The sequence below is a fragment of the Massilia sp. CF038 genome (assembly GCF_900129765.1).
Lineage (GTDB): Bacteria > Pseudomonadota > Gammaproteobacteria > Burkholderiales > Burkholderiaceae_D > Telluria_A.
This window is the reverse complement of sequence record NZ_FQWU01000007.1, coordinates 58,288-70,373: the sequence shown is the minus strand read 5'-3', so window position 1 is coordinate 70,373 and position 12,086 is coordinate 58,288. Positions and strand designations below refer to the sequence as shown.

Here is a 12,086-nt window from a genome sequence, read left to right as displayed (position 1 = left end):
TTCCAAGGTGAAGAAAACCACCGCGCTCCTCCTGGCCCTTGCCACCGCCGCCCTGGTGGCTGGCGTAACGATCAGGTTGAACCAGCCAGCCAGTAACGCTGTCAAATTTGTGCAGGGAAAAGCACGGGGCGGCTACACCATCGCCGAGCGCCTCAACGAGTTCGGCCCGCTCGTGCAAAGCCGCATGCAGCCGCACTTCCGCGCCGCAGGCGTGGCCTATCCACCGCAAGACCTGGCCTACCTCGCGTTCAAGGACCAGCGCGTACTGCAAGTTTATGCGCGCAATCAGGGCGATGCAGCCTGGCGCTTCGTAAAGCAGTATCCGGTCTTGCGCGCCAGCGGTATGCCCGGGCCAAAACTGATGGAAGGTGACAAGCAGGTGCCGGAAGGGGTCTACCGCGCCGAGTCGCTCAATCCCAATAGCCGCTTTCACCTGTCAATTCGGCTCGATTACCCGAATGCCTTCGACCGCCGCATGGCGCAACAGGACCAGCGCAGCCGCTTGGGGGGCGACATCATGATCCACGGCAGCGACGTGTCGATTGGCTGTCTGGCCATGGGCGACGAGGCCGCCGAAGATTTGTTCATCATGGGGGCGCTGGCAACAAAAGAACGGGTGCGCATCGTCGTCAGCCCGACCGATTTTCGGGTACCCCATGCGCTAGCACCCAAGCTGAGCTCAGCCTGGGCGGGCGCCTTGTACACCAGTCTGCGCGATGAACTGCGGCAGTTTCCCGCCGCACCGGCAGCGCACTAGCTTAGTGTTGCGCCTTCCTGCCGCCGTCGTGGTCGGGAATCATCACCAGCTTGCACGTGCCTTTCACCAGATCGCCGCGCGGTGTTTTCATTTCCACAGCGGTGCCAGGGGCTTTGCCTTTGCACACTTCCAGTGCTTCCGGTGGCGGACCTCGGCGCTGTTCGCCATTGCCGGGGCCGCCCTCACCGGGCCGCTGATTGGGCGGCGCGGCCATGGCGGCTGCGCTGCTGACTATGAGGGTAAGGATCAAAGTGGTTCGCATGGTTCCTCCTGTTAAAGTGAACCCATGATGCGCCGCAATTGTGCAGGAAGTTTGAAGGCGGTGAAAAAACTGCACCGCCGCCTGCAGCAGGGCGGCGGTGGCGCGGTATTTATTTGGCCGCGCGTACTTTGCCGAATGCATCGCCTGGTTTCCAGCCAGGCAAGCGCGGCGCGTCTGCAATCTTGCGGCCCAGGTTCAGGGTGAACTGGGCCTGCTGCACCATGCCCGATAAATCCCAGCTCGGGTCGTATTCGTCACCCACCTGGTGGTATTTGGCGCGATAGCTTGCCGCCTTGACCTTGGCCCCGTCCGGATCTTTGGTGTAGTCCTTGCCCCCCTTGATCGAGAACGAAGGTACGCCCGCCTTGGCGAAACTGAAATGATCGCTGCGGAAATAGCCGCCGGCCAGATCCGGTTCGGCTGGTGTGACTGTCATGCCCATGCTCTTGGCAGAGGCAGCGGCCATGTCGCCCAGGTCGCTGCGCTCGGCGCCGCGGGTGTCGATATCGCGCGTGGTGCCGATGAAATTGAGGCTGTCGAGGTTCAGGTTGGCTGCGGTTTTGTCCAGCGGCCACAGGGGGTTGGCCGCATAGGCTGCGCTGCCCAGCAAGCCTTGCTCTTCCGCCGCCACGAACAGGAACATTTGTGAGCGCTTGGCGGGCGCCTTGACCGCTTCCTGTGCCATTGCCAGCAAGCCCGCGATGCCCGACGCATTGTCCACCGCGCCGTTGTAGATATTGTCGGCACCGTTGCCCTGCTTGCCGAGATGGTCCCAGTGACCGGTGTAGACCACCAGCTCGCTCTTGAGCTTGGGGTCGGTGCCTGGCACGATGCCGGCCACATTGAATTGCTCGAGGTTGCGGACGGTCGCCTTCATTTCGCCTTTGACGCGGGCGTTCAGCGCCACGGGCTTGAACCCCTTGACTTCAGCGGCGGCGCGCAGCGCGTCGAGATCCTGGCCGGCGGCCGTGAACAGCTTGCGTGCGGCGGCGTCGGTCAGCCAGCCTTGCATGCCGGCGCCCAGTTTGTCTTCGGACAGCTGGAACGTTTCGTTGACCCAGCTGTTTTGCACCACGCTCCAGCCGTATGAGGCGGACGCGTCGGTATGGATCAGCAGGACGCCGGCCGCACCCTGGCGCGCTGCTTCCTCGAACTTGTAGGTCCAGCGGCCGTAGTAAGTAAGGCCCTTGCCGTTGAAGCGCGCCGGCTCCGCCGCCGTGGGCGCCGGATCATTGACCATCACCACCACGACTTTACCTTTGACGTCGAGGTCTTTGTAATCGTTCCATCCTTCTTCGGCCGCCACGATGCCGTAGCCGACAAACACCATCTCCGCATCGAACTGGTGGGCTGCCTTGGCGTCGCCCGGTCCCCACACCCAGTCACTGCCGAAGGCGAGCGTCTGCGCCTGGCCCGCGGCCACCACACCAATGCTGCTGGCAGCCGGATCGGCTTTGACACCGGCAATCTTGACCGCCTGGCGATAGCTGCTGCCATTGGCTGGCTGCAGTCCGATGGCCATTGCCTGGGTCTCGAGATACGCCACCGTCAGGTCGGCGCCGCGCTGGCCGGTGCCACGGCCTTCGAGTACATCGCTCGAGAGGAAGGCCAGATGGGCGCGCAAGGGCGCTTCCTTGACCACGGGAGCGGCGTTGGCTGCTGCGACAGCTTGTGCCGGAAATGCCAGGGCCAGGCTGGTCGCCAGTGCCGTGACGGTGATGGAGGAAAGCATCTTTTGCATGGGTTCCTGTTTCAATGTCGGGTTGGATAAATACCGTGCGCGCGGGTAGGCGGCCCGAGCATTGTATGCCATGCGCCGCGCGGCGCTACAGTGGCTGCAGCTCGAACACGCGGCGCTTGCCGCTGTCGATGTCGGCCTGGGCCTGGCGAAAAGCGGGGATGCTGTTGAACAGCTGCTGAAAGCTGCCGTCCTTGATGGCGCGCCGCAAGCCACGCTCGACGCGCTTGCCCAGGGCCGCGTTCTCCTTGCTGACGAAAAAGTAGAACGGCACGTGATAATGCAGGAAAATGGTTTGTTCCACGGCCAGTGCCTGTTCCGGATTGGCGCGCGCTTCGTTGGCAGCTTCGTACACGCCGCGCGGCAGGTAGTCAAAGCGTTTTGCGCGCAGCATCGGGAACAGATATTCGTAGGCGATGGATGTGACAACCGGCAGCTGATTGGCGCGCAGAATGTCCGTCGATGGCCAATTCACGCCAGCGCCTGCCTTCAGCGCGCGCAGCTCGTCGAGGCTGCGAATGGCGGAAAACCGGGGCTGGTCTTCAGCGCGGATCAGAAATAGCCGGTAATCATGCAAGTGGCGCAGCAGCGACACCCGCACCGGCCATAGATCTGCCTCGCGCTGTTTATCCGAGCCATCCCACATCAGGTTGATGATGCCGTTATTCTTGATCTCGGTGGCCTGGCGCGGGCTGGTCAGCTGCTGGTCGATCTGGACGATCTCGAACGGCCCCTCGTTCCGGGTTTTTTCCAGCGCCAGGCGCAACAGACGGGGAAAGTAAATGGCGTGGCTGGCGGCGCTCGGATGCAGGCCGGGCGTGACCACGCGCAGCGTCACCGGCGCGGCCGGGGCAGCCGTGCAGAACAGCAGGGCGAAGGCAACTACAAGCAGACGCATGCGGAGAAGGGCGGTGGCAGCAATGGAGCCCATACTACCGCAGTGCTGGTATCGCAACAATATCCTGGGGGCGGCAGTCTAGCGCACACACACGGCGCGAGCGGGCAGCGGTGCCGACCAGCGGTACCACCAGCTGGCAAGCAAGGTGCCGCCCGTCGCCAGCGCTGCCGCCATGGTCAGCATCAGCACGGCGCTGTGCTGCGGCGTTGACCAGCTGGCCAGCTGCGCGAGTGCGGGCGCGAGCAGCAGTGGCGCCGGTGTGCCGCCCGCTGCCAGAATCAGCAGGCGCGCCGGCGCGCCGCCGTTTGCCAGAGACAAGCGATACAGCGCGCCGTAGGCGAACAGAGCGCCCAGCAAGGGCCATGCCAGCAAGTAGCTCACGCCAGGCAGCACGGCGCTGCTCAGCAGCAAGGTCAGTACCAGCACGAGTTTGGCGCCGAGCACAGTCGCCGGCAAGCCGATGCGCGTGACGAGCTGGCGCTGCGCTGCGGCAAACAGCGCGCTACCCAGCGCCATGCAAGCGAGCAGATACCAGCGCTCCCAAGCTTGCGCCTCGGACATGGGCAGCTCGCCCGCACGCAAGAAAAGCAGTTGCTGATGCATGCCCACGGCAATCAGCACCATCGTCGCGGCAACGGCGACAAACACGAGCGCACCCACGCCCAGCGAGCGCAAGGGCATGCCTGAGCGGCGCATTGCCAGCGCGCCCACCACCACGAACAAGAAACTGGTGAACAGCGTCAGCAGCCAGGCGAACTGGGCACTGTAGCTGAGCTGGCCCAGCAACGGCAGCTCGAAGTGGACGCTATCGCCGTCCCTGAGCGATGCCAGCGGCACGCTGCCGAAGTGACGCACCAGCGCCAGCATGCGCTCACCCACCTGCTGCAAGGTGGCCGCATCGATCTGGCCGGGTGCGTCGCCGCCCGGCGTGGCAAATTGCAGCCGCGCGTAGTCAAGCTGGTCCGGCGGTGCGGACCGTTCAAGATCCGGTGTGAGCGCAGCCACAAGGGCCAGCGCGGCGTTGCCAGGCGGTGGGGGCGGCGCGGCGTTCGAGGCGTCCATCAGCGCGCCATTGCCGCCGCGGCTTGTGCTCAGCAGGAGCGGACCACGGTTGCCGATCGCATCGAACTGCAGCACGAGGCCGACTGTGCTAGCCCAGGGATGTTGGTGCACAAATGCCCGCGCACCTGGCGGCCTCGCCCTGTCTGCGCCTGCAAACAGGAACACCATGTCGTTCTCCTGCGGTGCGTGAAAACGCAATGCACGCAGGGTTTCCAGCATGGCGGCCACAGCGAGCTGCTCACCCGGCCTGTCGTAATGTACAGCGAGGAGCAGGGCGGGCCGGCGGCGGCGATCAATCGCGCTGCCCTTGATGCGTACCAACACATCGTGTGTCGTGGCCAGCGCCGCACGGGACGCGGCGCGCACGCTCGGAACGGTCAGCGCGGTTTGCGTTGCCGCGCCGGTCTGCATGTCGGGTGTCAGGCCCAGTTCATGCAAGCGGGCCACGATCGCGGCGCGCCCGATTTGCTTGGCGCCGCCAGACACCGTCCGCAGCGCGCGCAGGGCGGAAAACTGGGCGGGCGCTGCGCTGGCAGTCCGTGGTTCGGGTAGGGGCGCAGTTTGCAGAGAAAGCCAGGCCAGGCCAGCCAGCACAAGCGTGGCAATGGCCAGACCCGCCAGGCTGGATCGTTCCAGCTGGTGGGGCAAGGTTGACATCAGGTCGTCCCGGTAGCGCCTGCGTGCTGGCGCCGCGGCGTCGTTCTAATGAGGCAAGCGGCGCAGGTCAGTGCCCGCGCCGCTTGCAAGTGGGTACAAACTCAGTCCAGGCGCCAGACGTAGGCGATCTGTCCCCAGGCTGGCTCTGCCACGCCATTGCTGGTCGCTGGCTTGAACTTGCACATCCGCAAAGCGTCGATGGCGGCGCGATCGAGTTCGCGGTGGCCGCTCGATTTTTGTACCCGGCTGTCGCTCACTTCGCCGTTGGCGCCAATCAGCAATGCCAGGCTGACGGTGCCGGTATAACCATTGCGGGCAGCCGTCGCCGGATAGTCGGGCAATGCGCAGTCCTTGGCATTGGCCAGGGCGGCGACAAACACCTTTTCCTTTTTGATGTCGCCGGTGCCGCCACCGGCGCCAGCACCACCGTCATCTTTTTTCCCTTGCACGACGGTTTCGCCCGGCACGGTTGGCTCGGACTTTTCCTCGATCTTGCGGCTGACCACGTCATCTTGCTTGATGTCGACGATTTCCGTGAAGGGCACGACGATCTCCGGCGGTTTCGTCCTGGTCGTGAGGTCGGGATCGGTTCTGATCGGCGGCGGCGGCAGCGGCAAGGGCGGCACGGCAATCGTCGGCCCCGGCTTTTCCGGCGGCACCACGATTTTCATGTTGAGCGCCGCAATGGCGAACGCAAGATGTAATCCCGCGACGATGGCAATTTTGCCGAACTTGCTGCCCTGGTCTCCAAACTGTGCTGCATGCATATTGTTCTCCCGGTTGTAATGTGTTTTTGCACTGCCGTGGAGTTAATATATGCTAGGACATAGCAAAACAAAAGCTATTTGATAGTACTTTCGAATGCCTGTTGTTTTTCGCAACACGCCGAGAACTGCCTGGAAAGAAAAACGCCCCGCCTGGCTGCAGCCGGGCGGGGCGTCGATGAGGGTGACTGGCGTTTATTCGAGCGTCCACACGTAGGCAATCTGACCCCACGCCGACTGCGGCGCGCCATTTGCCATGGCCGGCTTGAATTTGCACAGGCGCAATGCCGCGACAGCTGCCCGGTCCAGCTCGCGGGAGCCGCTCGAGTGCTGAATCTTCGAGTCGCTCACGCGGCCGTCGGGCCCGATCAGCAATGCCATCTTGACGGTACCGGTTTCGCCATTACGCGCGGCGCTGGCAGGGTAATCCGGCTTGGCGCAATCGCTGGCGTTGGCCAGGGCCGCACTGAACATTTCGCCGGTATTGGTCGAGTTCGATGGAGGCGCTTCCGGCGCGACCGGGCCTGGCTCTGCTGGCACCGGATCGGCAATGGTGGTGGCCTGGACTGCTTCCGGCGGTGGCTCTTGCGCCACTTCAACTTCCACTGGGGGTGTGAATACTTTTGGGGGCGTCACGGCCTTTTGTTTCGGCTGTGGCGGCTCCGGCGGTGGTGGCGGCGGTTTTGGCGCTTCAATATTGAACATGATGATTTCTTCCACCGCTTTCGGCATCGGGAACACCTTGGCATCCATGTTGTGGATCAGGGCGGCGCCGACGGCCAGGTGCAGCGCGCTGACGATGGCGATCTTGGTAAATTTTGTGCCTTGGCCTTCCTGCATGTCTGAGAAATGCATCGCGTTCTCCTGGTTGGTTTGTCTTTTTCGCACTACTTGAGAACCACTATATGCTATGTCCTAGCAATTTATAAGCGATTCAGTAGCAAATCTTGTTGCCAAATGTATCTGGCGAGGGGCGCTGCGTCCTGCTGGCCCGAGAGGGCGGGGCGCTCGCGTCGCGCTCCGATGTGTGAAATAATCTCATTCGACCCTGCTCACTTCCGTTCGCTCCCACACATTGATGCCATTCAATGGTAAGCAGATGTAAGCGAGCGCAGCCGTATCCACTGGAGAATCAAACGTGCAGACTGAGCAAAAAACGATTCGCGTCATGCTGGCCGACGATCATCCGATCGTGATGACCGGCTTTGCCATGTCGCTGGCCGGTGAGGGAATGGATGTGGTGGGCCAGGCCAAGACGCCGGACGAAGCAGCTGCCATGTTTGCGGAGCTGCGGCCGGACGTGATGGTCATCGATATTCGCTTTGGCACCGAACTGACCGGGCTGGACGCCGCGGAGGATATCCTCAAAAAATTCCCTAAGGCAAATATCGTCTTCCTCAGCCAGTTCGATCAGGACAGTTTGATCAAGGAAACCTACCGCCTCGGCGCGCGTGCCTTTGTCACCAAGGATTGCGATCCGGCCGACCTGGCCACTGCCGTGCGGCATGCTGCTGAGGGCAAGCTGTATTTCCTGCCGCAAATTGCCGAGCGGCTTGCGAATCTTTCCGTCCGCGGCGACGCTTCGCCCCAATCCCAGCTCGACCAGCGTGGCCTGGAAATTTTCAAGCTGATGGCCGAAGGCTTGACCAATGCCGAAATTGCCGAAAAGCTGAACCTGTCGACCAAGACCATCAGCAACATCAGTCAGTCGGTCAAGGAAAAGCTCGGTGTGCACCGTCAGGCCTACATCACCAAGCTGGCCGTCAAGCACGGTCTGATCGAGCCCTAGTGATGCAGCCGCGCAGCCCCTGGCGGCGGCGCCTGTTCGCGCTGGCCATGCTCTGTCTGCTGGGCGGGCGCGCCGGCGCGGCGCCAGACGATTCCCCAGAAAGCCTGGGCTTTCGCTTCCAGATTGTGACGGGCGACGAATCGACCGTCACGCGCCATATCGCCGAAGACCTGTACAAGCGTCTGGTGCCTATTTTCAGCGGCTTTCGCACCGAGCTGGCGCAGCGCCGCCGCATGGTGTACGTGACCATTGGTCCGGTGGCGCTGCGCAATACCGCCGCGCGCAAATGCGATTGCGTGATCATTGCCGCATATACGTCCAGCCAGGTGTGGCGCACCATTACGTCCGAGCTGCCGCGTTCGCGGGTGCTGAACATGACGGCCATTTACGCCGAGCCGGCGCCGGCCGACCAGCTCAAACTGGTCTCGCTGCTGTACAAGCGCCCGGTGCGCGTGGCTGCCATCGTGAGCCGTGAAACGGGCTTTCTCAAGCCCCTGCTGGACGGCGCCAATCCCGTCGAGATCGAGGACTACACGGCCGGCGCCGACATCAACTACGCGCTCAACCGGGTGGGCCAGGCGCAGGTGCTGCTGGCCATGCCCGACCGCACCGTGTATTCGGCTGAAAATTTCCGCAATATCCTGCTCTCGACCTACCGCCACAACCAGGGCGTGATCGGTTTTTCGGCCGACATGGTGCGCGCCGGCGCGCTGGCAACCACCTATTCGAACATCGAACATATCAACGCCCACGTGGCCGATCTGGCCAACGACTTTGTCGCCACTGGCGAATTGGCGGCGCCGCAGTTTCCGCGTTATTTCCGCACCATCGTCAACGAAGGCGTGGCGCGCTCGCTGCAAGTGGCAGTCAGCGACGACGCGCGCAAATTCGGACGTGACCCACATCCAAGGCGGCCATGAAAAAACTACGATTCTGGCAAAGCTGGAGCATCGGTACCCGCATGGCCTTCATCACCATGCTGCCGGTGGCGTTTCTGTTCACGTCCTTCGTGGGCTACTCCTGGTATTCGCACCGCGCCCAGGTGGCCGAGGAACTGGCCGAACGGGGCAAGATCCTGGCCAAGGCGCTGGCCGAAACAAGCGAATACAACGTCATCTCCGGCAATCTGGCCGACCTGCGCCTGACCATCAATGGCCTGGTCCAGTCAGACAAAAGCATCTACCGCATCGACGTGGTCGACGCCAATCAAAAAATCGCCATCACGGTGGCGTCGCAGGCGGCGGTCGACGCCGAGAATCGCTATTACGAAGCGCCCATCATGAAGCAGGTTACGTGGATCAACCTGTTTTCGGATAACGGGGTGCCCCACGTGACCGGTTCGAGCGATACCAAGCCGCCCACCTTCCCGACCGAGCTGGTAGGGTATGTGCGGGTGACGATGTCGCCTTCGAACATGCTCGACAAGCAGGCGCGCCGCTTCCAGATCGAGCTGGCCATGGCGGCGCTGGCGCTGATGGTCTCCGGTGCCCTGGCGTACTTCCTGGCGCGCAGCCTGACCATGCCGCTCAATTCTTCGATCGGCGCCTTGCGTGAAATCCGTGGCGGGAATTACCGCGTGTCGCTGCCCGTCACCACTGGTGGCGAGGTAGGCGAGCTGCAGGAGTCGATCACCGAAATGTCGGTCGCTTTGGGCCAGTCGCGTGAGGAACTTGAGAACAAGGTTGCCGAACGCACCAAGGACCTGGTCGAGTCGCGCAATGAGGCGCTGCGCGCCGATGCCGACAAGCGCAAACTGATTCAGAAGGTGAACTCGATCGTGGAAGATGAGCGCAAGAGCATCGCCATTGAAATTCACGATGAGCTCAATGCCTCGCTGATTGCCGCGCGCCTTGAATCGCAAAGTATTCTGCACCTGGCGAGCAAGGCCGAGCCGGGTCCGGCGGTGGAAGAAATCAAGCTCAAATCGCAGGCGATCACCAAGCTCACGCTCGACCTGTATGCCAGCGGGCGGCGCCTGGTGCGGCGCCTGCGTCCGGAAGTGCTGGACATGCTGGGCCTGCACGGCGCAGTCGAGGAAATGATCCGTCACTACGACACCAGCCACCCGGAGTGCCACTTCGAATTCCATTCCGAAGGCGACTTTTCCGGCCTGGGCAACGAGCTGGCCATTTCCGCCTACCGCATCATTCAGGAAGCGCTGTCGAATGTGCTCAAGCACGCTGGCGCCACGCACGCCGAGGTGTCGCTCATGCTGTCCGACGCGGGCGACATGCTGCACATCGAAATCGACGACGATGGCGCCGGCTTCAGCACCGGTACCGCATCGAGCGGCATCGGCATTATCGGCATGCGCGAACGCGTGTATGCGCTGGGCGGCAAAATCGCCTTCAGCTCCGAGCCAGACCATGGCACCGTGATTTCGATCACGCTGCCGATTGAAACCGAAGTCACGACTTAAACAACACCACCATGACCCAAGAACTGCGCACGCCCTACGAGCAGGGCAACAAGAATCAGACCACCACCCTGGCCGAATGCATCGCCTGGTACCAGGATCTGGCGCAACGCTATCCGAGCGTGCTGCGCTTCGAAGTGGTGGGCACCTCCGACGCCGGCTTGCCGATTTATGCCGGCGTGGTCACGGCCGATGGCGTGTTCGATCGCGCCCAGCTCAAGCGCGAAGGCCGGCCGGTCTTCTTCAACAATAACGGCATCCACCCTGGTGAACCGGAAGGCGTGGACGCCTGCATGGCGCTGGTGCGCGACTTCTGCCTGCAGCCGGCGCGCCTGGCCGCACTGGGCAAGACGGTCTTCCTGTTCGTCCCCCTGTACAACGTTGACGGCAGCATCAACCGCGCCAATACCTCGCGCGTGAACCAGGACGGGCCGGAGCAGTTTGGCTTCCGCGGCAATGCGCGACACCTGGACTTGAATCGCGACTTCGTCAAATGCGACACGCTGACCGCCCAGGTATTCAACAAGCTGTTTACCGCCTGGGACCCGGACGTGATGGTCGACACGCACACCTCCAACGGTGCCGACTACCCCTACACCATGACCCTGATCCACACCCAGACCGACAAACTCGGTGGTGCGCTGGGCAGCTTCCTGCAGCAGACCATGCTGCCGCATCTGTTTGCCGAGATGGCAAAACGCGGCTGGCCCACCTGCCCGTACGTCAATCCGGTCAAGGACAGCCCGGACCACGGGATCGCCGAGTTCCTCGAAACGCCACGCTTCTCGACCGGCTTCGCGGCCCTGCACCACACGATCGGCTTCATGCCCGAGACGCACATGCTCAAGCCCTTCGCCGACCGCTATGAGTCCATGCGCGCGCTGGTCGAGACGGTGCTTGACTTCACCATCGCCAACGCCACCACCATCCAGGAACTGCGCCGCGCCGCGCGCGAGGCAGGCAAGGCGCGCCACGAATGGCCGGTGCACTGGTCCATGGACGAGAGCAAGCCGTCCAGCTTCCGCTTCAGCGGCTATGCAGCCAAATACAGCGCCAGCGTGCTGGGGAACTATCAGCGTCTGTCATACGACCGCAGCGAACCCTGGGAACGAGATATCGCCTACTTCAACCACTTCCCGGCCGATATTCACGTAACTGTGCCGCGCGCCTACGTGGTGCCGCAGGCATGGCGTGAAGTCGTCGAGCGTCTGCAGTGGAATGGCGTGGCGATGGAGCGTATCGACGCCGACAAGGTCGTCGAGGTCCAGTACTACCATATCAAGTCGGTGGTATCGCGCCCGGGTGCCTATGAAGGGCACATGTTCCATGACGACGTACAGCTTGAAAAACGCACAGCGAATTTGCTGCTGCGCGCCGGTGACTGGTGGGTGCCACTGGATCAGGATCAGGCGCGCTACGCGATTGAGACGCTGGAACCGCAGGGCCACGACAGCTTCTTCCGCTGGGGCTTCTTCAACAGCGTGCTGGAAAAGAAAGAGGCGTATTCGGATTACGTGTTTGAAGACCACGCCGTCGAATTGCTGCGCGATGAACCAGCCTTGCGCGAGAAGTTCGAACAGTGGAAGACGGCCAATCCGGCGCTGCTGTCGAACCAGGAAGCCGTGCTTGATTTTATCTTTGCGAACTGCCAGCGCTATGTCGAACCGGAATGGCGCCGCTATCCGGTGCTGTCGGTCATGTAAAAGCCACCCTACATCGTCCTCGCGAAGGCGGGGACCTATT

At 62.6% G+C, this 12,086-nt stretch carries 11 protein-coding genes; 5 read left to right on the top strand and 6 right to left on the bottom strand.

Annotation, left to right across the window (positions count from 1 at the left end):
- Positions 1–7: 7 nt before the first annotated feature.
- Positions 8–757: a L,D-transpeptidase family protein gene (locus BUC24_RS25325; RefSeq protein ID WP_073223348.1), complete on the top strand. Its 750-nt coding sequence runs from the start codon at positions 8–10 to the stop codon at positions 755–757.
- Between the two features lies 1 nt (position 758).
- Here BUC24_RS25325 and BUC24_RS25320 read toward each other — a convergent pair whose 3' ends face one another.
- From BUC24_RS25320 to BUC24_RS25295, 6 genes are all read right to left on the bottom strand, one after another.
- Entirely contained in the window at positions 759–1,019 is a 261-nt protein-coding gene (locus BUC24_RS25320; protein ID WP_143167658.1) for a hypothetical protein, read from the bottom strand.
- A gap of 109 nt (positions 1,020–1,128) precedes the next feature.
- Entirely contained in the window at positions 1,129–2,760 is a 1,632-nt protein-coding gene (locus BUC24_RS25315) for a M28 family peptidase (RefSeq protein WP_073223344.1), read from the bottom strand.
- Positions 2,761–2,845: 85 nt separating this feature from the next.
- Positions 2,846–3,655, bottom strand: a complete 810-nt coding sequence (locus BUC24_RS25310) for a type 2 periplasmic-binding domain-containing protein (RefSeq protein WP_178372621.1) — start codon at positions 3,653–3,655, stop codon at positions 2,846–2,848.
- A 78-nt stretch (positions 3,656–3,733) separates the two neighbouring features.
- Entirely contained in the window at positions 3,734–5,374 is a 1,641-nt protein-coding gene (locus tag BUC24_RS25305; RefSeq protein ID WP_073223340.1) for a M28 family peptidase, read from the bottom strand.
- Positions 5,375–5,475: 101 nt separating this feature from the next.
- A complete protein-coding gene (locus BUC24_RS25300; protein ID WP_073223338.1) occupies positions 5,476–6,141 on the bottom strand; it encodes an energy transducer TonB in 666 nt (221 codons plus the stop codon).
- A 192-nt stretch (positions 6,142–6,333) separates the two neighbouring features.
- Positions 6,334–6,993, bottom strand: coding sequence for an energy transducer TonB (locus BUC24_RS25295; RefSeq protein WP_073223336.1), 660 nt, complete (start codon positions 6,991–6,993; stop codon positions 6,334–6,336).
- Between the two features lie 283 nt (positions 6,994–7,276).
- On the opposite strand from BUC24_RS25295, the gene BUC24_RS25290 reads away from it, so the two are divergent.
- Genes BUC24_RS25290 through BUC24_RS25275 form a run of 4 tightly spaced genes read left to right on the top strand, consistent with a single transcriptional unit; the run spans position 7,277 to position 12,046 of the window.
- Positions 7,277–7,927, top strand: coding sequence for a response regulator transcription factor (locus BUC24_RS25290; RefSeq protein ID WP_229448795.1), 651 nt, complete (start codon positions 7,277–7,279; stop codon positions 7,925–7,927).
- A 2-nt stretch (positions 7,928–7,929) separates the two neighbouring features.
- Positions 7,930–8,847, top strand: a complete 918-nt coding sequence (locus BUC24_RS25285; RefSeq protein WP_073223334.1) for a hypothetical protein — start codon at positions 7,930–7,932, stop codon at positions 8,845–8,847.
- Complete coding sequence (locus tag BUC24_RS25280) at positions 8,844–10,346, top strand: sensor histidine kinase (protein ID WP_073223332.1); 1,503 nt, start codon at positions 8,844–8,846, stop codon at positions 10,344–10,346. The genes BUC24_RS25285 and BUC24_RS25280 overlap by 4 nt, the downstream gene beginning before the upstream one ends.
- 11 nt (positions 10,347–10,357) lie before the next feature.
- Positions 10,358–12,046 (top strand): M14 family zinc carboxypeptidase, encoded by a 1,689-nt coding sequence (locus BUC24_RS25275; protein WP_073223330.1) that lies wholly within the window; start codon positions 10,358–10,360, stop codon positions 12,044–12,046.
- Positions 12,047–12,086 lie beyond the last annotated feature (40 nt).

Bases quoted from the DNA above. Each gene is read 5' to 3' on its own strand.
- BUC24_RS25320 (WP_143167658.1), bottom strand. From the start codon at position 1,019: ATGCGAACCACTTTGATCCTTACCCTCATAGTCAGCAGCGCAGCCGCC.
- BUC24_RS25280 (WP_073223332.1), top strand. From the start codon at position 8,844: ATGAAAAAACTACGATTCTGGCAAAGCTGGAGCATCGGTACCCGCATG.
- BUC24_RS25275 (WP_073223330.1), top strand. From the start codon at position 10,358: ATGACCCAAGAACTGCGCACGCCCTACGAGCAGGGCAACAAGAATCAG.
- BUC24_RS25305 (WP_073223340.1), bottom strand. From the start codon at position 5,374: ATGTCAACCTTGCCCCACCAGCTGGAACGATCCAGCCTGGCGGGTCTG.
- BUC24_RS25295 (WP_073223336.1), bottom strand. From the start codon at position 6,993: ATGCATTTCTCAGACATGCAGGAAGGCCAAGGCACAAAATTTACCAAG.
- BUC24_RS25300 (WP_073223338.1), bottom strand. From the start codon at position 6,141: ATGCATGCAGCACAGTTTGGAGACCAGGGCAGCAAGTTCGGCAAAATT.
- BUC24_RS25310 (WP_178372621.1), bottom strand. From the start codon at position 3,655: ATGCGTCTGCTTGTAGTTGCCTTCGCCCTGCTGTTCTGCACGGCTGCC.
- BUC24_RS25285 (WP_073223334.1), top strand. From the start codon at position 7,930: ATGCAGCCGCGCAGCCCCTGGCGGCGGCGCCTGTTCGCGCTGGCCATG.
- BUC24_RS25315 (WP_073223344.1), bottom strand. From the start codon at position 2,760: ATGCAAAAGATGCTTTCCTCCATCACCGTCACGGCACTGGCGACCAGC.